21 protein-coding genes and 1 tRNA gene are annotated in these 24627 nt (G+C 43.7%); 17 read left to right on the top strand and 5 right to left on the bottom strand.

Annotated elements, in window-relative coordinates; translation table 11 throughout:
- Positions 1-64 precede the first annotated feature (64 nt).
- The 6 genes from R3D86_07615 to R3D86_07590 all read left to right on the top strand — a co-directional run bounded on the left by R3D86_07615 (position 65) and on the right by R3D86_07590 (position 5525).
- Positions 65-556 carry a low molecular weight protein-tyrosine-phosphatase gene (locus R3D86_07615; protein MEZ5758072.1) on the top strand — a complete coding sequence of 164 codons (492 nt, stop codon included), beginning with the start codon at positions 65-67 and terminating at the stop codon, positions 554-556.
- An 85-nt stretch (positions 557-641) separates the two neighbouring features.
- Positions 642-1376: a Bax inhibitor-1/YccA family protein gene (locus R3D86_07610; protein ID MEZ5758071.1), complete on the top strand. Its 735-nt coding sequence runs from the start codon at positions 642-644 to the stop codon at positions 1374-1376.
- Positions 1377-1629: 253 nt separating this feature from the next.
- A complete protein-coding gene (soxC, locus tag R3D86_07605) occupies positions 1630-2880 on the top strand; it encodes a sulfite dehydrogenase (protein MEZ5758070.1) in 1251 nt (416 codons plus the stop codon).
- Positions 2867-3421, top strand: coding sequence for a c-type cytochrome (locus tag R3D86_07600; protein ID MEZ5758069.1), 555 nt, complete (start codon positions 2867-2869; stop codon positions 3419-3421). The genes soxC and R3D86_07600 overlap by 14 nt, the downstream gene beginning before the upstream one ends.
- 19 nt (positions 3422-3440) lie before the next feature.
- The gene (locus R3D86_07595; protein MEZ5758068.1) at positions 3441-4676 is read left to right on the top strand and encodes an aminotransferase class V-fold PLP-dependent enzyme; all 1236 of its coding nucleotides are present in this window, start codon (positions 3441-3443) and stop codon (positions 4674-4676) included.
- Between the two features lie 258 nt (positions 4677-4934).
- Positions 4935-5525, top strand: a complete 591-nt coding sequence (locus R3D86_07590; GenBank protein MEZ5758067.1) for an outer membrane beta-barrel protein — start codon at positions 4935-4937, stop codon at positions 5523-5525.
- Positions 5526-5621: 96 nt separating this feature from the next.
- Here R3D86_07590 and R3D86_07585 read toward each other — a convergent pair whose 3' ends face one another.
- The 5 genes from R3D86_07585 to flgK all read right to left on the bottom strand — a co-directional run bounded on the left by R3D86_07585 (position 5622) and on the right by flgK (position 11179).
- Positions 5622-6683, bottom strand: a complete 1062-nt coding sequence (locus R3D86_07585) for a glycosyltransferase family 61 protein (GenBank protein ID MEZ5758066.1) — start codon at positions 6681-6683, stop codon at positions 5622-5624.
- A gap of 89 nt (positions 6684-6772) precedes the next feature.
- Positions 6773-6849 (bottom strand) — tRNA-Met (locus tag R3D86_07580).
- 88 nt (positions 6850-6937) lie between these two features.
- A complete protein-coding gene (mnmA, locus tag R3D86_07575; protein MEZ5758065.1) occupies positions 6938-8077 on the bottom strand; it encodes a tRNA 2-thiouridine(34) synthase MnmA in 1140 nt (379 codons plus the stop codon).
- Between the two features lie 51 nt (positions 8078-8128).
- Positions 8129-9046: a flagellin gene (locus tag R3D86_07570; protein ID MEZ5758064.1), complete on the bottom strand. Its 918-nt coding sequence runs from the start codon at positions 9044-9046 to the stop codon at positions 8129-8131.
- A gap of 21 nt (positions 9047-9067) precedes the next feature.
- Positions 9068-11179 (bottom strand): flagellar hook-associated protein FlgK, encoded by a 2112-nt coding sequence (gene flgK, locus R3D86_07565; GenBank protein ID MEZ5758063.1) that lies wholly within the window; start codon positions 11177-11179, stop codon positions 9068-9070.
- Between the two features lie 487 nt (positions 11180-11666).
- On the opposite strand from flgK, the gene R3D86_07560 reads away from it, so the two are divergent.
- From R3D86_07560 to flhA, 11 genes are all read left to right on the top strand, one after another.
- Positions 11667-13538, top strand: a complete 1872-nt coding sequence (locus R3D86_07560; GenBank protein ID MEZ5758062.1) for a flagellar hook-length control protein FliK — start codon at positions 11667-11669, stop codon at positions 13536-13538.
- Between the two features lie 14 nt (positions 13539-13552).
- Positions 13553-14236, top strand: a complete 684-nt coding sequence (locus tag R3D86_07555; GenBank protein ID MEZ5758061.1) for a flagellar hook capping FlgD N-terminal domain-containing protein — start codon at positions 13553-13555, stop codon at positions 14234-14236.
- Positions 14237-14311: 75 nt separating this feature from the next.
- Positions 14312-15694 (top strand): flagellar hook protein FlgE, encoded by a 1383-nt coding sequence (locus R3D86_07550; GenBank protein MEZ5758060.1) that lies wholly within the window; start codon positions 14312-14314, stop codon positions 15692-15694.
- Between the two features lie 181 nt (positions 15695-15875).
- Positions 15876-16175, top strand: a complete 300-nt coding sequence (locus R3D86_07545; GenBank protein ID MEZ5758059.1) for a DUF1153 domain-containing protein — start codon at positions 15876-15878, stop codon at positions 16173-16175.
- A gap of 338 nt (positions 16176-16513) precedes the next feature.
- Entirely contained in the window at positions 16514-18253 is a 1740-nt protein-coding gene (gene fliF, locus R3D86_07540) for a flagellar basal-body MS-ring/collar protein FliF (protein MEZ5758058.1), read from the top strand.
- Between the two features lie 6 nt (positions 18254-18259).
- Positions 18260-19273: a flagellar motor switch protein FliG gene (gene fliG / locus R3D86_07535; protein ID MEZ5758057.1), complete on the top strand. Its 1014-nt coding sequence runs from the start codon at positions 18260-18262 to the stop codon at positions 19271-19273.
- A gap of 9 nt (positions 19274-19282) precedes the next feature.
- Positions 19283-19939, top strand: coding sequence for a FliH/SctL family protein (locus tag R3D86_07530; GenBank protein MEZ5758056.1), 657 nt, complete (start codon positions 19283-19285; stop codon positions 19937-19939).
- A 68-nt stretch (positions 19940-20007) separates the two neighbouring features.
- On the top strand, positions 20008-20340 hold the full coding sequence (gene fliN, locus R3D86_07525) for a flagellar motor switch protein FliN (GenBank protein ID MEZ5758055.1): 333 nt from the start codon (positions 20008-20010) through the stop codon (positions 20338-20340).
- 8 nt (positions 20341-20348) lie between these two features.
- On the top strand, positions 20349-21110 hold the full coding sequence (locus R3D86_07520; GenBank protein MEZ5758054.1) for a MotA/TolQ/ExbB proton channel family protein: 762 nt from the start codon (positions 20349-20351) through the stop codon (positions 21108-21110).
- A gap of 18 nt (positions 21111-21128) precedes the next feature.
- Positions 21129-22496: a sigma-54 dependent transcriptional regulator gene (locus R3D86_07515; protein ID MEZ5758053.1), complete on the top strand. Its 1368-nt coding sequence runs from the start codon at positions 21129-21131 to the stop codon at positions 22494-22496.
- Positions 22497-22514: 18 nt separating this feature from the next.
- On the top strand, positions 22515-24611 hold the full coding sequence (flhA, locus tag R3D86_07510; protein MEZ5758052.1) for a flagellar biosynthesis protein FlhA: 2097 nt from the start codon (positions 22515-22517) through the stop codon (positions 24609-24611).
- Positions 24612-24627: the final 16 nt, after the last annotated feature.

Here is a 24627-nt window from a genome sequence, read left to right as displayed (position 1 = left end):
TTAATTTTATAGTCGGCTCCAGGTAAGTAAGACTTGAGTAAAAATAATTTGGAAATATAATCAGATGGTTAAGATCCTTTTTGTATGTATGGGCAATATATGCAGATCCCCCACAGCCGAAGGTGTATTCAGACATTTGGCCAACAAGGCAGGTATTGAAGACGGCTTCACAAAAGAAATTTATATTGATTCAGCAGGAACCGCTGGTTTTCATATGGCTGCCCCTCCTGACAAAAGGGCACAATTGACAGCGCTTAAATATGGCATTGATATTGGCGATTTAAGAGCAAGAAAACTAAGCCCGCAGGATTTTGCTGATTTCACCTATATCCTCGCCATGGATAGCGACAATCTTGCCATGATGAAAAAACACTGCCCGCCCGAACATCAGGATAAGCTGCATCTGTTTATGTCTTTTGCCGAAAACAGCCCAGGAATCACTGAAATCCCTGACCCTTATTACGGCGACATTGAGGATTTCGATAAAGCCTATGATTTTATTGAACGCGCCTCACAGGGATTTCTAAAACATATAAAAAGAGAACATCATCTCTAAAAGACTTGAAAATATATACGTCAAGTACAATATATGATACAGTAGCATTTTACAGGGTATTAACCTATTGAAAGGATTTTAATGAATGGTTGACCGTAACAATTATTATTCAGTATCGCCTGCGCAAAAAGCCGAGATTGATGAGGGCCTGCGCGCATATATGCTGACTGTGTATAATTACATGGCTTCCGCACTGGCGTTGACCGGCCTCGCGGCTTATGTGACCGCAAACACACCGGCTTTGCTTAATCTGTTCTATTCCGTTCAGGGTGGGATGGTTGCACCAACATTGCTGGGCTATATCGTAATGTTTTCACCGCTTGCCTTTGTGCTCGCGCTGAGCTTCGGGGTTTACAGAATGCAGGCTTCGACCATGCAGATGGTATTCTGGGGCTTCTCTGTTGTGATGGGGCTGTCCCTATCCAACATCCTGCTTATGTATACAGGTGCAAGTGTTGCCAAGACATTTTTCATTACGGCCGCAGCTTTTGGTTCCCTTAGCCTTTATGGGTATACAACCAGGAAAAATTTAAGCGGTTTTGGTTCATTCCTGATCATGGGTCTGTTTGGCCTGATTATCGCCAGCCTGGTGAATTTGTTCATGCAGTCAACAATGATGGACTTTGTCATTTCTGTCATTGGTCTGCTGATCTTTGCCGGACTGACCGCTTATGACACACAACGGATTAAATTGATGTATCTTGAAAGCGACCATAGTGAAATTGCCTCCAAAAAAGCCATTATGGGCGCACTTAGCCTCTATCTTGATTTCATCAATATGTTCCTTTATCTGCTACGCTTTATGGGCAACAGAAATTAAGGAACGATAACTGTCTTCCAAAGCCCCGCCAGGGTAACCTGGCGGGGCTTTTTTCATTCTAAAAACAAATTTTAGCTCCCTTGCAATTAGCCATAAATGGGACTAAGCTTCCTTTAATAAAAAATAACAGCCCTGCTTAATCAGTCGGAAACAGTCATACTCAACTAAAGTATAACTTGTCTCAGGATACGTGAATTTGTAGGGTGAGCGAACTCTACATAACTTATCAGGTAAAAAGGATAGAGGCACCCCTATGAAAAATCTTTCAACGATGAAAAACATTTCAAATATCCATCCAACCCGCAGACGGGTTATTCAGGCTGGTATGGCATCCAGCGCTGCCCTGCTTGCCAGCAGCTCACTGGCGCAGGAAACGACACTCATACCAAGCCGCGGTCCAGGGGATACTATTGATTCCAGTGTCACTTACGCAAGCCGCTCCCCATTTGTTAAAGATGCTAAAATGAGAGGTTCCGCCAACGGTTTAAGCGGTGGCGGTTTTACACCGCTGCAAAACAGCCGCGGCATGGTCACACCATCAGGTCTGCATTTTGAAGTTCACCACAGCGGTGTTCCCGAGATCGACCCGAGTGAGCATAAACTGCTTATTCACGGAATGGTCAATGATGCCAGAATCTTCACCATGGAAGACCTGCTACGCTTCCCGTCCGTTAGTCATTTTCATTTTCTGGAATGTGCCGGAAATGGTATGGGGGAATGGATGGCCCCACGCGGTAAAACAGTTCAGCAAACACACGGTCTGACCAGTTGCTCGGAATGGACAGGGGTTTCTCTTAAATTGCTGCTGAGCGAGCTCGGCGTTAGAGGCGATCCTAAATGGATCCTGGCTGAAGGGGACGACGGGGCAAGACTGACCCGCAGCATTCCTTACTGGAAAGCCATGGATGATGCTTTCCTGGCCTATGCCCAGAATGGCGAGTTTTTTAGGCCAGAACAGGGCTTCCCGCTTCGTCTTATTGTGCCCGGATTTGAGGGCAATATGAATATTAAATGGATCCGCCGTCTTGAGCTTAGCGACAAGCCATGGTGGACACATCATGAGGTTACGGAATATGCCGACCCGAGACCGGATGATAAAATCCGTGCCTTTTCATTCTTCATGGAAGGCCGATCTGTCATCACGTCCCCATCAGGGGGAATGAAGCTGGATGGTCCTGGCTTTTATGAAATAAGCGGTCTGGCCTGGAGCGGAAAAGGAACTGTCAAAAAGGTTGAAGTTTCAACCGATAACGGCAACACATGGCAGGTTGCCAATCTGAATAGTCCGGTCCTGCCAAAATGTCATACCCGCTTCACACTTCCCTGGACTTGGGACGGGAAAGAAACAACGATCATGTCCCGCTCAACCGATGATACAGGATATGTTCAACCCACCTATCAGGAAATGTACAAGCTTCAGGGCCCGATCGGCATGATGCATAATAACGCCATACAAAACTGGCACATCGCACAAGACGGGGAGATTACCAATGTCCGTTCATAATAGAAAAAAAATAATAGCTTTAAGCACTGTTGCCATCGGATTGTCATTTGGAACGCTCTATGCCAGTGCACAGGAAAAATACGGATTTGGTCATCACGCCAGTGCCGACGAAATTGCCAGCTATGAAACAGATATCCATATTGATGGCCAGGGCCTGCCAAGTGGCAGCGGCAATGTTGCTTTGGGCAAGGAGGTTTTTGATGTGCAGTGCGCAATCTGTCACGGTGAAAATCTGGAAGGAATGCGTGAAATGGGTACCCAGTCCATGCGGGAGGGCCGCAGAGCCATCGCCAAACTTCCCCATTCGACGTCCATGTTTGATTTCATCCACCGCGCCATGCCGCTGACCGACCCGGGCACACTCAGCAATGACGAAGTATACGGGCTTGTCGCCTATCTGCTTAATGAAACAGGTGTGATCAAGAACCCTGACCTGACGCTGGATGCAAAATCTCTGGCAGCGATAAAAATGCCCAACCGGAAAAATTTTATTATTGATCCGGCATCCAAATTCACTGCGGAAGATTTAAAAGAAGAATAATTATAAAAAGATCAACATCATGAAGATTTCAAGAAGAAATTTTGTCAATCTGGGGACGGCAGCTGTTGTTGCCTCCCCTCTTCTTGGCAAGGCACGGGCCGCCACTTTGCGGGATATTGACCCACTTGGTGTCCGCAATGACTTTCCGATTTTAAAGACGACCAATTATTTAAATACGCCTTATCATTCTGTTTCTCCAAATCAGGTTGTTGATGCCGGTGTCCAGTTTTATAAAGACCGTGGCAACCCGGCTGAAAGTATTGGACCATTTCTTGCTGAGGGAAGAGAAGTAAGAGCCAAATTTGCAAAGCTGGTTGGAGCCGAACAGGGCGAGATTGGACTGATCCAGGCCACGACAGAAGCGGAAAATATTGTCGTTAATAATCTTGATCTAAAAGCCGGTGACAATGTGGTTACTGATGATCTTCAATATAATGCGTCTTATATTTTATATGATCATCTTGCCAAAACCCGCGGTGTTGAAGTCAGAATGGTCAGAAGCGATCAGACAGGCCGTATCCCATTCAAGGAATTTGAAGCGGCTATTGATAATAAAACGCGTATTGTATCCGTGTCTTTCGTCTCCCATGAAAATGGTCTTTGCCATGATCTGCGACCGCTTGCCGATCTGGCCCATGCCCATAATGCCTATATTTATGTAGATGCCATTCAGGGCGTCGGCATGCTTGAACTTGACGTTAAAAAAGCCGATATAGATTTTATGGGATGCGGCACATATAAGTGGCTGCTGGCGAGCTATGGTACGGCGTTTTTCTATGTGCGGCGTGATCTTCTTGAGCTTATCAAAGCGGACAGGCTTGGTACTTTCTCCGTTTATGATATGGAAAAATTCACTGATTTCAGGTCCTATCCCGATGCCGCCAAATACGGCCAGGCCACCCCGGCCTTCGGTGCTATTTCAGTGGTTGGTACCGCCCTTGATTATATTAACAGGGTCGGTGTCAAAAATATTGAAACCCATACTGTCGCGCTTGCCCATCAGATCCGTGATAATCTTGTCAATATCGGCCTTAAGACCGACACACCGGAAGAAAACCGCTCTGCCATTGTTTCCTTTTTTCATGGCAAGGATAATGCCAAGGTTCGCGAACTTTATCAGAATGAAAATATTAAGGTCAGCTATAAGCACGAAGGCAAAAAAATCCGCATCGGCGCATCACTCTTTAATAATCAAAGCGATGTTGACCATTTTAATGCCGTCTGCCGGGAAATCGCCAAACTTGAGAGTGTCTAAGTAACTCAAGTAATAAATAACTTCAGAAAAGCACCCATAACGCTCTATTTTACTATTATGTAATGATATAATATATTGTATCAATAATTTAGAGAAATTTAATAGTTTAAATATATTTTGTCTATCGTGTATAAATAGCATACACTACAACTTTGAAGGATGTTGTTTAAATAATCCTTCAACTGAAATGGGGGATTATCTAACTTAGTTTAGAAATTCTCCTTTTTAAAACTAAATATAAATAACAGGAGATTTGCTTTGTCTAGAATAATTTGTACTGCGCTGTGTTTTATATCCATGGCCAGTTTTGCTTCCGCACAGGATAGCGCCAGTCGTTTTGAAGGGCCATATGTTGGTGCGATGGTAGGATTTAATTCCTATTCCCTTGGTGACACCTCTGCTTTCGGTGGAAAAACAGATGATAAAATGAGTGGTGCTACTTTTGGCGGTATTTTTGGGTTTCGTAGCGCAATTTCTGAAGGCGTACTTGCCGGTATTGAAGGTTTTGTAAATTCAAATACAGCCAATAAAACTTATACCATCAGTGGTGTATCAGCCCGATTGGACGCTGATGTGTCATATGGTCTTAACGCCACTTTAGGCTTTGCCACAGAACAGGCGCTTTTCTTTATTATGGCTGGATATGGCTGGAATGATATTTCAGCAAAAGCCGTATCCGGCGGGGCAAGCGCTGCAGCAAGCTCAAGTGGTGACGGTATTAGAGCGGGAATTGGTGCCGAAGTGCCTATTTCTGATACTCTTGCGATCCGTGTGCAAGGTGACTGGCAGGATTTTGACGGAGATTCTTCAGCTCTTGGCGGCTCTGCCGGGGTTGTGTTAAAATTCTAAAATATTAATGAGGGCACCATTGGATTTATCATTTGATGGTGCCCCATAAAGCTTTACCAATCCCAAATACTTTATAAAGTTCATCATATTATAACTTCATAAAATTTTCCCAAGCAGTTTTTTGACATCATCGAGAGGGATTTCAAACCCTTTGTCATTTTCAAAACCCACCAGATATCCCCATCTCACGCCAACTGATTCACATCTTGGACGATCAGTTGGCTGAAAATGATAAGGGGGTTGCAGCTGTATAACAAATCCACCTTCTTTTAATCCTAGTATTCCATGTGTAAGCTGACTGCCTTCCACGCCCAAAACAATTTCACATCCTGATATCTCGTCTGCTAATTCGCCAAATGTCATATGTTCGGGATTAATTATTTTAAAGCCGCAGGATGCCAGATAGTCTGTGATTTCCTTTTCATTACTTAATATTCTGGGGTTGGCACTCTTGCCCCGTAGCAGATAAACATATCTGTTTTTTTCTTTTACTGAACTTGCTGATTGTTGATAAAGTTTTCTGAGATTTTTAATCCGCTCAACTTTATTTTTGTTATATCCGCCATCATCAATGATATATATATGATCGAATGTCGTTGGCTGGTTTATATATTGATCAGAAAGATTTAGTATCTGATTTGCCTCCGGCAGGTGAACGTAATTCTTATGCGGCATGACTTTTATCGCATACTGATCACGTTCTTTTGCAATTCCGTCCAGAAGATTATCCCCATACATCCAGCAGCCAAAATAAAGTGACCCGGCAGGTGAACTGCATAATATACCTTCAGTCTTATGCTTGGGTTTTTCAAATTTCGGCGGGCCGAGGGAACTTAAATAATCAGCATTCCCCCCCTTATAGAGGAAGCCATTATCAACGGTCACATTATCTATCTTGTATAAAATTGTCGCTGTATGGGTACTTTCGGTTTCCACAGCGTTGATGACCACCTCATCTAATGGGCGCCAGAAATTACCTGTGGCACGTTCCAGCTGTCCATCCAGCGTAACAGGCGGCAGATAATAGCCCTTTTCTTCAGGTGCATGGATTATTGTTTCGCTAGAAAATGAACTGAGTGGTGAATGGTTTCTTCCTAAAAATCTCGCGCCCCTATACCCCGTGTACGCGCCAAGTCGCTGCAGATAATGAAATACCATACTTTTCTTTCCCAGATTTACCCTATGGAAGCAGATTAATTGAATTGGTTTTATTAGGGAAGAATAATATTAGAGGCGTTTTTCAATTTTGGTAGCGGGAGAGGGACTTGAACCCCCGACACGCGGATTATGATTCCGCTGCTCTAACCAGCTGAGCTACCCCGCCCTACCAAAATATTTATGGTCGACTCTTTATTTGCCGAACCCGGCATCTTATAGAGAATTGTCCAATAGCTGTAAACACATATTTTAACTTATGCCGCATATGCGGAAACGGCACGAACAATCCAGCCGCCGCCCAGAAGTCTTTGCCCATTATAAAAGACGGCCGCCTGTCCGGCGGAAACACCATATTCGGGATTATCCAGAATAAAGTAAGAATCATCCTTCCCGCTTCCCGGAAAGAGAGTTGCCGGCTCCGCCGGCCTTGTTGAGCGTACTTTTACGTATATTTTCTTACCCGTTTCGGGAATATCCTCATCCCCCAGCCAGTTCAATTCCTTTATATAAACTTTTGAAATTTCGAGGGCTTCCTTGGGGCCGACAATGACCTGTTTTTTATCAGGGTCCAGTCGTACGACATAAAGCGGCTCGCCGCCGCCGACACCAATACCCCGGCGCTGCCCGATCGTATAATAAATGATACCTTTATGCTCTCCAAGCACCCTGCCATCAAGATGAACAATTTCACCCGGCTCTCCGGCACCCGGTCTTAAGCGTTCAATCACGCTGGCGTATCCCCCTTCAGGGACAAAACATATATCCTGACTATCCGGTTTATTGGCCACTTTAAGACCGTATTTTTCGGCAAGTTCCCGCACATCTTCCTTCACCATTCCGCCAAGCGGAAAGCGCAGATAGTCAAGCTGTTCCTGGGTTGTTGCGAATAAAAAATAGCTTTGGTCTTTAAAATCATCGACCGCCTTGTGCATTTCCGCTTTTTGGTTATCCCCCATACGCTGAACATAATGTCCCGTCGCCAAAACATCGGCGTCAAGATCACGGGCCGTGAGCAGCAGGTCTTTAAATTTAACTTCCTGATTGCAGCGAACACAGGGGATCGGGGTTTCACCGCGAATATAACTGTCGGCAAAATCCTCCATAACGCTGTCTTTAAACCGGCTTTCATAATCGAGCACATAATGGGGTATACCAATGGCTTCGCTAACCCGTCTAGCATCATGAATATCCTGACCGGCGCAACAGGCCCCTTTTTTCTGAATAGCGACGCCATGATCATAAAGCTGCAGGGTGATACCGACCACATCATAGCCCTGTTCTTTGAGCATGGCGGCAACAACAGAACTGTCAACCCCGCCTGACATAGCAACGACAACACGTGTGTCTTCGGGGGCTTTGTTTATACCAAGACTGTTTAAATTTTCATTTCGCATCCCCGTCACATAATACTCTTTAGGGGAAACTGCAAGACTTTAAGCCATTAATTAAATAAAGTTCAGCAGTGACATTTTTGAAAGGTCCGATGTCAACTTATAGGAAACATCAAGGGCTATCTGATCGTTATTGACCCGGGTTATCGCCTCGGCCATGTTGACGTCTTCAATATCGGAAATGAAATTAAGCATGAATGTTTCCTTTTCCTGATGCTCTGTCAGCAGCTCATCTGCCCGGCCGTAACGCATGCCATTGCTAGAACTGACGATCCGAAGATCATCAATCGCCGCATCAAAGACGGCAAGCTGGCTTTCAAGAAACGTATTCTGGGCCGGGGTCAGATCACCTGATATCGGTGTCAGATTATCAAAGTCGGCAATATTTTTAATGGCGGCAAAAATGCCTGTTCCCACTTCATCGGCCAAAAGCCCATATTCCATATTGGTATTTTTGCCGATTTTTGCGATCGCTTTGCGCTGATCATTCTGAAAAAGATCACTTGCTGACGCGGCTGAAACCAGATCGCTTAAGTCTGTGGCAGTCACCGGTTTTATGTCGGTGCGTCCACCGCTAAAAATGTGGACACCGCCTATATCCGTATTAAAGGACGCAATCATAGATCCAAACGCTTCCTTGATTGTGTCCATTAAAACAAATGTTTTATCCTGGGCCAGAGATTCAAGGATTGACTGACGGATATCTTCCGCTTTGCCGATTATATTTTCCATCTGCAGATTATTAACATCAAGGTTTCTCTTCACATGGGTTGCCGCGCCGATATAACTTTGTGTCCGGTCAAGAAGATTTTTTGAGCCAAGCAAAGTGCTGACTTCACCGGTAAATTCCTTATAGGTTTCATGTATTTTTCCGGAGGCAACCTGCTTCTGGTCTTTAAACATTTGTGCCTGATTATTCAGAATGCTGTTAAGCATTACCTGTTGCTGGCCAAAACTTGATACACGTGTCATGTTCTTATCCTGTCTTTATAATTATACAATACCAAGAATTTCATCGAATAAATCCTGAGCTACGGACAGCATTCTTGCGCTTGAACTATAGGCATTCTGAAACACGATCATATTGCTTAGTTCCTCGTCAACGTTTACCCCGGAAATGGACTGGCTTCTTTGATTAAGCTCGCCAAGCAGAGTGCTGCTATCCGCACTGTAATCTTCGGCTAGCTGGGCCCTGAACCCGAAATCGGCAAGTACCGCCGCTGAATACTGACCAAGGGTGCTGTAAAAAGCATTCAGACCACCGGCTTTTTTAATGGTTACGTTCTGATTTTCCAGTTCCTGTAAAGCTATACCGCCACGCTGATCACCAAAACTAATGGCGGTATCGCCAACGAGGGCGGTATCGTCAAATTTTGCCAGGGAGAGCAGATTAACGTCATTTGCTATTCTATCTACCACACCAAAATCAAAGGCGGCATCAATCTGATAGCGGTTACCAATACCAAAGAATTCAGAAAGTGGCACACTTGTTGTGCCGCGTGAGGTTGAATCTGATTTAACATGAACTCTTGTATATTCATATCCGGTGTTCGGGGTTGAAATCAGCTCACCACTCGGACTTAAGGAAAATGTTGTGTAATAGCCAAGAGAGCTCGAATTCAAATCATTGATAATATCATTGAATGTCTGCCCGGCGGTAATGGTCATAGTATAACTGGCAAGTTTGGTACCACCCTGCCCGTTAATTTCGAGATTGATTGTCCCGCCGCCATTAAATCCATGTGCGTCAGTGCCAACCACACCGGTCTCATACAGCCCGGTTGACCTTGCCTCGATCAGGTTGTTCATTCCGAAAAAGTGGGAAAACCCTTTCCCTGCCCTGTCGCTTTCACTTCCTGCCACCTGTGATATGGATACGCCGTTCGTTGCCGCAGCCGCCGTAAAACTTAAAACGCCATCTGTCATGGACAGCGTTCCGCTACCGCCAAGTCCGGCATTCACTGCCGTAATAACATCTGAAATATTTGGCCCGACAGATCCAAAATCAATGGTTACACTATTGACGAGATTGCCGCTGCTGTCTGTTACTGCAAAGGTACTTTGCCCGGTAAAATTATGGGGATCTGCCGCGCCTAAACCTGTATTGATTCCAACCAGACTATTTGGTGGTGGTGCAGCCGTATTTTCATTATGAACCCGGTTAAATTCAGTCATCACGCCGGTCGCCAGGGCACCCAGTTCTTCTGACATTGCCACCAGGTCATTATCTCTTAAATTCAAAAGTCCATAGAGTTCCCCAGAAGAAACATTCTGATCCAGTGTCAGACCGGTTGTTGACAGATTACCTGTTGTAGGATCCACATCATATATATTAATTGGAGGAAACGGGGTTGACGGTGAAACCGTACCTGGCGGGTTATATTGAAGCTCCCTACGGGTGGTTCCTATCAGATAGACCCCTGATTTGGTACTGATATCTATTTTATTATTGCCGGCATCGATAATATTAATGTCGATAAGTTCTGACAGGCTGCTTAACGCCTGTGCCCGTTGTTCAATCAGCGCACCGGCATCACCGCTTGAAACTGTTTCCTTAACGATAAGGGGGTTCAGAAAATCAATCCGCTTCAAAAGGCTGTTAATTTTGGCCGTCGTTTCCGCAATCTGGTTGCTGGCGTCAAGGCGCATGGTCTGAATATTTTCAGCAAGCATGCCAATCTCTTCACCAAAAGAATTGATTTTGGAGACTGCACTTTCTTTTAAAATGGTAGAAAGCGGGTTTAACGAAAGCTCGGAAATTGAATCGAATACATCATTAATTTTGCCACTTAAGGAATTATTGGCATCAGGACGGCCAAGCAATGCCTGCATCCGGGAGTGGAAAGTATTTTCCAGCTCGTATCTTGCCGCATCAGCTTGCGTCTCATATGTCGCCTTTACAAGAAATTTATCGACCACTCTTTCTATACCGGAAATTTCAACACCCGCGCCTTGTGCACCCGTAATTTTCGGGTCAAGACGCACAACCTTCCGGGCATAACCTTCCGTATTGACGTTGGCAACATTATCAGAAATTGTCCGAAGGGCCGCCTGGCTGGTAAATAGACCAGTCAAAGAATTATTTATGATAGAACTAATGGTCATTTCATTCTTCTCCGATCAGTGCAATTTGGTTCAGAAGACTAGGCAACAGTTGCCTTAAAAAGCAAAATTGTATTATGACCAATAAATGCCCTGGTATTTTCCTGCAACTGTAAGCTCTATTATCAAACACTGTTTTTTCTTCCTAACTACTTGCAAAAACTCATTTTTTAGACTTAAACACTACTTTATATTTCAAAATTTCTGGTTTTTGAATTTCTTCATTCGTCTGATTATATGCAAAGTTAATGCCAATTGATTAAATCATCTATTCTTGGCGCTTCTCCTCCTTAAATTTAAGCCTGGGCAATTTTTGTTTCTTTTAGGTAAAAAACGTACATTCACTCTCGGAATCTTTTGCCTAAACCGAATTTATTAAATTATATCATCTAATAAAATCATTTATAATCAATGAGTTATATTGATAATTGAATCTGGCCCTCTTTTTGCATTTAACTGACCGAATGAAATTATTCGGATTAAATTCTATATGACAACGAGTGTTGAAATATTATTGAAAGAGCTTCCTCCAGCGAGCCAGGCGGGTGATCGCATCAGAAGACCTGATGCATCATCTGTTGGCACGTCTAATGCAAAGGAGCGCACATCCGAAATCAGTAACAATTCCGATGGGAAATATGAAAAATCATTTTCTGATCACCTTGATGACCATGCGGTAAAAAAGGAAAAGACTTCTGTAAGCAAAACTGAAAGTCGTTCTGAAAATCAAAGTGTCGATAAAAAGATTATTAAAGATAAGGAACCTTCTAACGAAGCAGAACAGAGCACAGAAAAAACTTTCGTTGCTTCTGAGAAAACTGATGTCAAAAACAAAGATGAACAGAAACAATTTATCGACGAAGAAAAAATTGAGCAGGTCGCAGCCCCTCAGGTTGATGTCATAAAAGCTGATCAGAAAACCGTTAATGAAACTAATGAAAATATACTCAATGCCGGGAATACTGCTGGTGAAACAGTTCAGGTCACTCATAATTTAGGTGAAACTTCATTATCGCCTGAAGAATTAGCAAATGACAGCAATGAAGCGATCAATGAAAATGTGCAAGAAAATGTTGAAACAGGTCAGGAAACCAAAAGCAGTGCCAATAGCACTATCCCTGCCAGCACTGGAACTGTTAACCCTGAAAGATCAGAAAGAAACGAAAGTAAGCCTGAAGAAAAACTGCCTGAAATTTCTGAAAATAACCAGAAGAAAAACCCCAATGGTCCTGACTCTAATGTGGTCAGTAATCATGCCAAAACGCAGGTAGATAAGACGGCGGGTGAAGACTATGCACAAAACTCAGATTTGAAGTCTTCCCAAAATGAGTTTTCGGATTTTGTCCATAATACACAAAATGAACAAAAAGAAATAAGGACACAAAATACTGAAGCCGGAAAAAAATCTGATGAAAATAATACTTCCGCGCCGGACAGCATTTTGCCACAAGAGGCCGGCACAATAATTTCTGATGCGGCAAAATCAAATCACGAAAATTCAACTGAAGCCAATGTGAATTCCGAGCAGCCCGTCCTGAATAATAAGGATGAAAGCTCGCATGCTGAATTACTCCCTCAAGCTGCGGTCCAGAATGCCAAGAATGATCAGACTCTATCGCCTTCTCGCAAAATTGAAGAAGATTCATTATCATCTGTAAGAGGGAAAAAGTCGGCTCAGATTCCTGCGAACACAGCAGCTTCCATAAGTAAAGAAAATCAGAATATCACCACAGCATCAACAACCCAAAATGCCGCTAAAAGTGATATTCAGCTTGATTTGGGAACGAATGGGCAGAAATTCGAGACTCTGCTACCCCAAAATAACCCTCTAAATGGCCAACCGCTTATTGCCAATGGTGGTTTACTGATAGCGCAGCAGGTCCATACACAAAATGCAGCAACACACCAGATCGGCATTTTAAAAGCTGATAATCCAGCCATGACCAGAATGATCAATGAGCAAATTACAGTAGCCATAAACAGAAATATTGGTGGTGGCCATCATAATTTCAGTATCAGACTTCATCCGGTAGAACTGGGACTGGTCGATGTAAAAGTTGAATTTATGGCCGATGGTAAAATGCATGCATCAATGATGGTCGAAAGTGAAAAAACTTTATCAATGCTTCAGCGTGACCAGCACTCTCTTGGAAGAGCGCTTCAGGATGCAGGAATAAATCTATCACAGAAAGAGATGAGTTTTTCACTCATGAAACAAAGTCAGGAACAAAATTCGCAACAATTCACTTCCTCAGGCAGACATTTCAGTGAGCCGATGAAGAGTGAAGAATTTATGCAAGTTGACCTACCCCAATATGTAAGCCTGGGATATTCAAATCAGGCTATTGATATAAGTGTGTAAGAAAAGGAAGTAAAATGGATATTAATTCAGTAACAGGAAGTCAGGGACAGTCAACTGCTGGTGCATCCACGGCCACACTTGCAAAAGATTTTAATAATTTTCTGCATCTGCTTACCACGCAGCTGCAATATCAGGATCCGCTGGCGCCGATGGATTCCAACCAATTCACACAACAACTTGTTTCATTCACTGGTGTTGAACAGTCTATCGCAACCAATAAAAATCTGGAAAGCCTGATTGCGCAAAATCAGGCTTTAACAACAACAAATGCAGTCGGTTACCTTGGTAAGGAAGTTACCATCGCTTCTGATAAAGCTGGTTTGGGCGACGATGGTACCGTGAAATGGGAATATGCCCTAAGCGCGCCAACCAAAACAACAAAGCTGATTGTTAAAGATCAAAACGGATTAGAGGTTCACTCTGAAACCGGTGAATTGAAATCCGGTCTGCATCAGTTCGTCTGGAACGCTCCTGAAGGAACGGAAAAAGAAATCTACACACTTGAAGTAGAGGCCATTTCTCCAAATGACGAGAAAGTGGATTTTAGTATTTATTCAAAAGGAATAGTTGAGAGCCTTGAAACCGTGAACGGTAACGTATTACTTGCCGCAAACGGTCTTTTAACATCACCAACAAATGTTCTTACAGTAAAAGACATTAAACAAGAAACCACACCGGTAGAAAGCGGTACTGAATAATGCGTGAAACGCAAAACAATTTAAAGAAACAACTGTCTGACAATTAGGTCATTCAATTAGAAAAGGAGTACCAAAATGAGTCTTTACGCATCACTTTTTTCCGGAGTGTCCGGTCTGGCCGCGAACAGTAGCGCCATGGGTATGATTTCCGATAATATCGTGAACATTAATACCGTGGGCTATAAAGGTACAGAAGCTAAATTCTCTTCACTCGTAACTGAGTCCAATTCCACCGCTTCCTATTCACCTGGTGGTGTAATTGCCAAACCTCAAGCCTTGATCAGTCATCAGGGTCTGTTGCAGGGTTCAACCTCGGCAACAGATCTAAGTATCGACGGAAGTGGCTTTTTCGTGGTCTCGAATCAGGTAAACAGCCAAAATCCTGATGCAACAATATCCTTCACTCGTGCTGGATCTTTTACGCCGGATGATAACGGCTTTTTGCAAAATACTGCAGGACTTTATCTGCAAGGCTATCAGCTTGATTCAAACGGTAACCCGCCGACAGTGAATATTGCCAATCTAACACCTATCAACGTTTCAAACTTCACAATTACCGCTGAAGCGACAACAGACGTGGCAATCCGGGCTAACTTACAATCATCCCAGCCCATTAGCGCTGCCGTGACCGGGGCAACCTATAACTCCGGTACTGCTGCTGGTTCTATGGCAGGTTATGATGCCGATATATCAGCCGGTATAGTTCCTGCTACTCAGGGGACCAAACCTGATTTCCAGACAAATATTCAGGTTTATGACGCAAAAGGTGGCGTTCATACAGTCACTTTTGCTGCCCTTAAACAGACAGATAATTTGTGGAACGCAGAAATTTTTGTAAGCCCTGCCTCTGACCTTGGAGTTCAATCTCTACCAGGTACCGGTCAAATAGCGGCTGGGCAAATTGCCTTTAACGGCGATGGTACAATTGATATTGCCGGCACATCAGCTAGCCTTCTTGCACCGTTGACAATTAACTGGGGAGGTGGAGCGGATCCAGGTTTAATTTCATTTAATCTTGGATCAGATGGACAAAGCGACGGTATTTCTGAATTCGCCGGAGAATCAACTGTGATCTCAACGACCGCGAACGGTGCAAAATTCGGTAGTGTTATTGGCGTCTCCGTGAATGAAGAAGGTATTGTGACGGCCCTCTTTAACAACGGTCTTGCCAGAGATGTCTTTATCCTGCCAATCTCAACTTTCCAAAATCCCGATGGTCTTACACGAAGACAAGGAAACAGTTACACAATTTCCGATGCATCCGGTGAAGGTGACTTAAAATTGGCCGGTAAAGGTGGTGCAGGTTTGGTGGCACCATCGACTCTGGAAGCATCTACAGTTGATCTTGCTGCTGAATTTACCAATCTTATTACGGTACAAAGAGCATTTTCTGCGAGCACAAAAATCATCACAACTGCTGATGAAATGTTAAACGAGCTTAACTCGATTAAACGTTAATAATCAATATCTTAACACTAAAACCCCCTGTTTCTCCAGGGGGTTTTTTTGTGCCATATCGGGATATGATAAAATTTTATCAAACATTCACCACAAATTTACGCTGTTCATTAATCATATTTTTAGACACTTGTCATATTCTTGTAACCGTTAATCCAAGTTACCGGAAAAATAACCTAATATGAGTAATAAAAATATGGTAGAAACAGATTCAGTTGTTGGGCCAACTGGTGAACAATTAACCTTGAAGGATTTACCGCCGAAAGATACAAAACGGTGGGTTGTCCGAAGAAAGGCAGAAGTTGTTGCAGCAGTGAGGGGTGGTCTCCTTTCATTAGAAGATGCTTGCAGAAAATATACCCTTTCTGTTGAGGAGTTCCTCTCATGGCAAAGAGCCATAGATGAAGACGGACTTCTTGGTCTGCGCACGACACGTGTACAGGACTATCGTCAGGATAAGAGTAAAATTCAAAATCATTAAAATTGTTTGCCAAGAAAATTGGATAAAATACCGCGGGAATTTTTCCACGCGGTATTTTTTTTAACACTTAAACGATTCATACATTAACATGCCACAACCTTAGATTTATAAAAATGGTTTTTTTTCGCATAAAAAGCATTATTTTTACGAATGTCTCTTGAAAAAAAAATTAAACTAGGCAATATCTGCCTAGTATTAACTTTCTGTTTACTAAAGAGCTGATACACTCTCTTTAGCTTAAGTTGAGCAAGAATGTGCTCCAACGAAAAAATAGTAAGAATCAGATAGATACACAGAACGGGGTCTATTTGTTAAATCACATACAAGGGATTAATATTGTGAATGGTTTAGCAGAATTCTTTAGGACGTTGGGCGCCCCGAGACTAGCCGCTATGGCGACTGTCGCCTTAATTACCATAGGTTTCTTTGCATTTTTAACGATGCGTTTATCTACGCCACAAATGTCACTGCTTTTTAGTGGTCTTGACCTGGCGGACAGCTCTCAGATTGTCCAGAATCTTGAAGGGCAGAACATACCATACGAACTCGTTGGAGATGGAAGTACCATTCTGGTGCCAAAAGACAGGGTATCCAGACTTCGGATGGATATTGCCGCACAGGGCCTCAATACAGGTGGTTCCGTCGGATATGAAATTTTCGATAATCAGGATAATCTTGGCACGACAAGTTTTGTGCAGAATATTAACAGCCTGCGTGCCCTGGAAGGTGAACTGGCAAGAACCATTAATTCTATTGACCAGGTATCCAGTTCAAGAATTCATCTGGTTCTTCCCCAAAGACGGCTTTTTAGTAATGAAAGCCGCGAAGGGTCCGCCTCTATTTTTATCAAGACAAGAGGAGGCAGACTTGGCCGCGGACAAATTATCGCAATTCAAAATCTGGTTGCGGCGGCTGTACCGGAGCTAAATCAGGAGCGTATTTCAATTGTTGACCAGCAAGGCTCTCTGCTTGCCCGCAGTTCTCCCGAAGGTGAAGTTGGTTCGCTGGCAACATCAATTGAAGAAAAGAAAATTTCTTTGGAAAACAGGCTGCGTACACAGATTGAAGAACTGATTGCCAAAACTGTTGGCCAAGGCAAAGTAAGAGCCGAAGTAACAGCAGAACTGGATATGAACAGAACCACCAGCAATTCGGAGACTTATGATCCGGATGGAGCCGTTGTCCTTTCAACAACAACGCGGGAAAAATCTTCTACGGATGTTCAAAATGCAGAAGAAGACCAGGCAATTTCAGTCGCAAACAACCTGCCCAATGCCGGCATTGCAGAAGACACAGGACCGGACATCCAAAGTCAGAATAATTCTTCCGAGAGTGAAGAAGTTACGAATTACAGCATTTCCAAGACAATCAGTACACAGGTTAATGAGGCTGGTTCAGTCAGAAAACTATCCGTCGCCGTATTGGTTGATGGTCGTTATCAGGGCGGCGAAACTGCTGACGATGGAACCGTAACGCCAATCACATATCAACCCCGTTCAGATGCTGAAATTACACAGATTGAAGAGCTGGTTAAATCAACAATCGGATTTGATGAAACACGCGGTGATACGGTAAGCGTCATTAATATGGAATTCGCACCAATTGATTATGGTGAAGCAGAAGTTGAAAAGTCAATGTTTGATTTGGCTAATATAGATATTATGCGTGTTGCTGAAATAGCTACGCTCTTTATCGTATCTGTTTTGCTTATCCTGTTTGGCTTGCGACCACTTATTTCTTATATGATGACATCGCAAAGTGGTGATGGAATGCCAAGACAGGCGCAATTGGCAGGTGCCGTTGCCCCTGGTGCCGGGTATGCACCGCAACAGCAGATTACCGGCTATGATCAGCAACAGGCAGCACTTGCGCCGCCTGCGCCACCACCATTGCCCGTAAGACGTGAAGACAGAATTTCCGCCCGTGAAGTTGCCCAGCAACAGGGTATGGAAGCGGCGATTGACGTCGCCGCTGTAGAAGGAAGAATTCAGGCAACCACCTTGAAAAAAGTGGGTGAGCTTGTTGAACGGCATCCGGACGAGTCCGTTGCTGTTGTTAGAAGCTGGCTATATGGATAATAAATAGTGGGAAACATTACACGAATACAGGACTTAAATTCCTATGACAAAGCCGCAGCGTTGATGATCGCGCTTGGCGAGGAACATGGTCGGATTATCTGGAGTCTGCTGGATGATGAGGAAATCAAAGAGCTCTCTTTGGCAATGTCATCGCTTGGTACCGTTGAAGCGCAGGTGGTTGAAGAGCTTTTTCTGGAATTTGCCAATGGTGTCTCTTCAGTAGGATCATTGACAGGAAGCTTTGATAACACAGAAAGGCTGCTTCATAAAATGCTGCCTGATGATCGTGTATCGCAAATTATGGATGAGATACGCGGTCCGGCCGGACGTACCATGTGGGATAAGCTTGGCAATGTAAATGAAGTCGTCCTTGCCACTTATCTTAAAAATGAATATCCGCAAACGGTTTCGGTCATCCTTTCCAAAATTAAGCCCGAACATGCTTCTGCTGTATTAAGCGTTCTTCCAGACGAATTTGCAATGGAAGTGATCAACCGTATGCTGAAAATGGAACCTGTTCAAAAAGATATTCTTGATAAGGTTGAAAGTACCCTTCGTGTTGAGTTTATGAACAATCTGGCCCGAACCAGTCGAAAAGACAGCCATGAAACCATTGCTGATATTTTCAATTATCTGGACCGCGCATCGGAGGCTCGTTTCCTTACGGCCCTTGAGGACCGGAACAGGGAAAGTGCTGAAAGAATTCGGGCGCTCATGTTTACTTTTGAAGATCTTCAGAAACTTGATGCCACTGGCGCACAGACACTGCTGAGAAATATAGACAAAGACAGACTTGGTCTCGCAATGAAGGGGGCATCCGATAAAATCAGGGATTTATTTTTCAGCAATATGTCTGAACGCGCTGCTAAAATTCTTAAAGAAGACATGGAGGCCATGGGCCCTGTAAAACTTAAAGATGTTGATGAAGCCCAAATGGAAATTGTTGCTGTCGCCAAAGACCTGGCCGATGCCGGGGAGATTATACTTTCCGAAAAAGGCGAAGAAGAATTGGTATATTAGAGAAATAATATGGAATCCGTTAAATTTACATTCGATGATGACTTTTCAGCTGACGCTTCCAGCGGTGGTTATTCGAGCAAAATGCAATTTGCCCGTGATGAAGCTTTTGCGCAAGGAAAAGAGCAGGGATATTCTGAATCGCTCGGTTCCATAGAAAAAAGTTGTGAAATAATTCTGGAGGATATCAGGAGTTCTTTTTCAACATTATTAGCCCGCCATGAAGAACAGGTTGCGATTATGGAAAAGAATGCAACAGCCCTTGTTCTGGCTATTATTCAGAAACTAGCCCCTGCTATTGTGTCTGATAAACCGATCAGAGAAATTGAAAATCTGGTAGAGGAATGCATGAGAAACAATCCAACGGAACCACGAATGGTTATTCGCGTTGATGAAAAAATGCTCCCTATGCTCAGAAAGAAAATCGATACAATAAAAACATCAAGTGATTATAACGGTCAGATTGTTCTTATCAGTGACACGATGTCAAATATCAGTGACTGTAAAGTGGAATGGATAGACGGGGGAGCGGAAAGAGATTTTGATGGACTTATGAAATCAATTGAGGAAGCGGTGCAGATATTTATTGATGCCCCGTCAATGACCGAAAGTAATATTGACCACAAGGGTTCTTATAAAAGCGTATTGGATGATTTTCCGGAAACTTGAAGTTAATACTAAACAACAAAACTATAAAAGAGCAATTTTGCTGCAGCTAACTAAAAATTAAGGACAAAATGCTAATGTCTGATACAGAAAATGTCGACTGGCAGGAACTAGAAAACCAAGGTGCTTCGTCAAACGGTTCCGGGAAAGGACAGACTGACGAAAAAAGCCTTGAAGCGATTTATGATGTTCCGGTTCGCGTGTCTGCCGTACTTGGAAAGACAAATTTACAAGTCTCCAAATTACTGCAGCTGGGCCCTGGTGCTGTACTTGAGCTGGATCGAAAGGTGGGAGAAGCTGTTGATATTTTCGTTAATAACCGGTTAGTCGCCCGTGGTGAAGTTGTATTGGTTGAAGAAAAACTCGGGATAACCATGACGGAAATTATTAAAGTAGAAGATTAGGTGATATTTTGATTACACTTCTTGGCATCGTTCTCGGTTTTATCCTGGTATTATCCGCCATATTTATTGGCGGTTCACCCATGGCATTTTTAAACCCGCCTTCTATCCTTATTGTGGTATTCGGTACCGTTGCCATCACAATGGTAAGTTTTTCGATCAAAGATCTTATCAATATTCCAAAAGCCCTTCTTAATATGCTTGTCTATAAGCCTCATGATCCTCGTGATGTCGGCGTTTCAATGATACAAATTGCGGAAAAGGCAAGAACAGAAGGATTGTTGGCAATGGCAAATGTGGCCAAAAATTTGAACCATGAACCATTCCTGCAAAAGGGCCTTAACCTTACTGTTGATGGTACAAAACCTGACGAAATAGAAAAAATATTACAACAGGAAATTAATTATACACAGAGCATCCAGTCTAAAAGTGTGGATCTTCTGCGCCGCGGTGCTGAGGTTGCACCAGCGATGGGCCTTATTGGGACTTTAATAGGTCTGGTACAGATGCTTGGTAATCTAAGTGATCCAAGCACAATTGGCCCGGCAATGCAGGTGGCCCTGCTCACGACATTTTATGGTGCTGTGCTTGCCCATATGATTTTACTGCCTCTGGCCAGTAAAGCCGAACGGAATTATCAGAACGAGTCTGTAATGAATTCACTCTATATGGTTGGAGTTCTTTCAATCGGCCGTGAAGAAAATCCAAGGCGTCTCGAAATACAGCTGAATGCCATGCTACCTCAATATCAGAGGATAGCTTATTTTGATTAATGATTTAGGAAAGTTTTAATGCGTCTCATTATTGTCGGATCACTTCAAGACCAGTTAAGTACCGCATCAAAAATCGCTATTAACAACGGGGCACAGGTCATTCACGCCCCTGACACTGAAACAGCCCTTAAGCTCATTCGCTCAAAAGGTGCTGATCTGTTAATGGTTGATGTGAAGCTTGATATTGCCGGCCTGATTTCGCAGCTGGAATCGGAACGCATTTCGACACCTGTTGTTGCCTGTGGTGTTGGTGATGATTCTGATGAAGCCGTCGCCGCAATTAAAGCAGGGGCAAAAGAATTTATTCCGCTTCCTCCTGACCCTGAACTGATTGCTGCCGTTCTGACAGCAATTTCAAAAGATGAGCATGAATTTATCTACCGGGACCGCGTCATGATGAAAGTGGTCAGCCTGGCTGATCAGATTGCCCCCAGTGAGGCCAGCATTATGATTACTGGTGAATCAGGCACTGGTAAGGAAGTTATGGCACGTTATGTCCATAACAAAAGTAGACGTGCCAACAAACCCTTTGTGAGCGTGAACTGCGCTGCCATCCCGGAAAATCTGCTTGAATCTGAATTATTTGGACATGAAAAAGGGTCATTCACCGGCGCTGTTGCCCGACGTATCGGTAAATTTGAGGAAGCCGACGGCGGTACCCTCTTCCTTGATGAAATTAGCGAAATGGACATTCGCCTGCAGGCAAAACTACTCAGAGCAATTCAGGAACGTGAAATTGATCGTGTTGGTGGTTCCGGGCCTGTAAAAGTCAATATTCGTGTGCTGGCAACTTCAAATCGGGATTTGAAGGAAGAAATCAAACAGGGACGCTTTCGGGAAGACCTTCATTTCCGCCTGAATGTGGTCAATTTAAACATTCCCCCATTAAAGGAACGCCCCGAGGATATCAGAGTACTTTGCAAACATTTTGCAAAAAAATATGCTGAATTTAATGCTATTCCTGAAAAAGAAATTTCAGACGAGGCAATGCAGGTGCTTATAAACCATTCATGGCCGGGAAATGTCAGAGAACTCGAAAATACATTACACCGCGCTGTTCTGCTGACCACCGGTGCAAAAATTGGTAAGAATGATATACTGTTACCAGACGGCAAACCACATGTTGATATACAGTCTGGTGAAGACAGCAGCAGTGCACCTGAAGGGACAGGACCACTTTCCAAAAACAGTATGGTCGGCAAAACCGTTTCCGATGTAGAGCGTGATTTAATTATTGATACATTAAAACATTGTCTTGGCAACAGAACCCATGCGGCCAATATTTTAGGCATTTCAATCAGAACGTTGAGAAATAAACTGAATATTTACATGTCAGAAGGCGTAAATGTTCCAAGTCCGGGTGACGGGCAGATGGACAGCTTATGATGTGGAACAATAACTTAGATGAGTGATACTTCCGCAAATAACGCCTCCGGCGGAATTACCGGAATTTTTACCGGCCGATCCGATGTCATGATGGCCCTTGGGGTCGTCTGCATTCTGGTTGTCCTGATCTTGCCGATGCCGCCCTGGCTGCTCGACATGTGTCTTACAATATCAATTACTTTTTCGATCATGATATTGATGACTTGTCTTTTTGTTGAAAAGCCACTGGAATTTAACGCTTTTCCGACAGTTCTGTTGATATCAACCATGATCAGGCTAGCGCTTAATATGGCGTCCACCAGGCTTATTCTGACAGAAGGGCATACTGGACCAGAAGCTGCCGGAAACGTTATTGCGGCCTTTGGCTCCTTCGTAATGGGCGGTAATTATGTCATTGGTATTATCGTTTTTATTATTCTGCTCATTGTAAATTTCATGGTCATTACCAAAGGTTCCGGCCGTATTGCGGAGGTTGCAGCCAGATTTAGCCTTGATGCCATGCCGGGCAAACAGATGGCCATTGATGCAGATATGTCATCAGGCCTTATTGATGAGGACCAGGCACGGCAACGCCGTAAAGATCTTGAAAGTGAAAGCACCTTTTTTGGGGCAATGGACGGAGCGTCAAAATTCGTCCGTGGAGATGCCGTTGCCGGGCTATTGATTACATTCGTCAATATTATTGGTGGCATTATCATTGGGGTGGCCCAGAATGGAATGTCATTTTCTGCTGCTGCCAACGCCTATACATTATTGACAATCGGTGATGGTCTTGTCAGTCAGATTCCTGCCCTTATAGTCTCAACCGCTGCCGGTCTTCTCATTACCAAAGCCGGCATTACCGGTAAAACAAACGAAGCCTTATTTGGGCAGCTATCTAAAAACCCTAAGGCAATTTTCGTTACAGCCGGACTTTTATTCTGTCTTGCATGGCTGCCTGGAATTCCATTTTTCCCATTTGCTCTTTTCTCAGCACTGCTCACCACAATTGGTGTTACCATATCAAGATTACAGGTCGAAGAAGAAAAACGTGCTGAAACACTTGCAATTGAGGATCGTGCGAGAGAAGCTCAACCAGTAGAAGAACCTATTACAACGGCATTGGCCATTGATCCGATCCGTCTTGAGCTTGGCTATAGCCTTCTTTCATTAATTAATGACGAGTCCGGTGTCAGGCTTACCGACCAGATTAAAGCGTTAAGACGACAAATGGCCTCAGAAATGGGCTTTGTCATGCCTTCGGTTCGCATCCTTGATAATATGCAGCTTCCTGCCAACACCTATGTCATTCGCCTTAAGGAAACTGAATGCGGACGGGGTGATATACGCCCCAATATGCTTCTGGTGATGGATCCTCGTGGCGAGCCCGTTGCTCTTCAGGGTGAGACAACAAAGGAACCGGCATTTGGTCTACCGGCCGTGTGGGTTGATCAGAGTATGAAAGAGGAAGCATCATTTCGTGGCTATACAGTCGTCGATGCCTCAACTGTCATTACGACCCATATTACAGAAGTCATCAAGGATAATATGTCAGAGCTTCTATCCTATGCTGAAGTGCAAAAACTGCTGGATGATTTACCGTCTGAACATCAGAAGCTGGTTTCTGATCTGATCCCGTCACAGATTTCACAAAGCGGTGTTCAACGCATATTACAGAACCTGCTAAGTGAAAGAATTTCGATCAGAGACCTTCCAACCATCATGGAAGGCATTTCTGAAGCAAGTGGTTATACACAAAATATCGTCATGGTAACGGAACATGTCAGAACCCGTCTAGCCCGTCAAATCAGTTATGATAATGCAGATTCAGATGGCATAGTTTCCCTGATCACCCTTTCACCAGAATGGGAACAGAATTTCATTGAAAGTCTTGTCGGTAATGGTGAAGAAAAACAGCTGGCTATGGCACCCAGCAAATTACAGGAGTTTATCGGTCTGGTCCGAATGACTTTTGAAGATCAGGCGCATTCCGGTGAACTTCCTGTTCTACTGACGAGCCCAATGATCCGCCCTTATGTAAGATCAATCATTGAGCGGTTCAGACCGGCAACCGTTGTTCTTTCCCAGAATGAAATTCATCCAAAAGTCAAAATTAAAACATTGGGTCAGATTTAGTGCTTTTTTTGATTAA

The sequence above is a fragment of the Emcibacteraceae bacterium genome (assembly GCA_041396985.1).
Taxonomy (GTDB): domain Bacteria; phylum Pseudomonadota; class Alphaproteobacteria; order Sphingomonadales; family Emcibacteraceae; genus Pseudemcibacter.
This window is presented reverse-complemented; position numbering and strand designations above follow the sequence as displayed.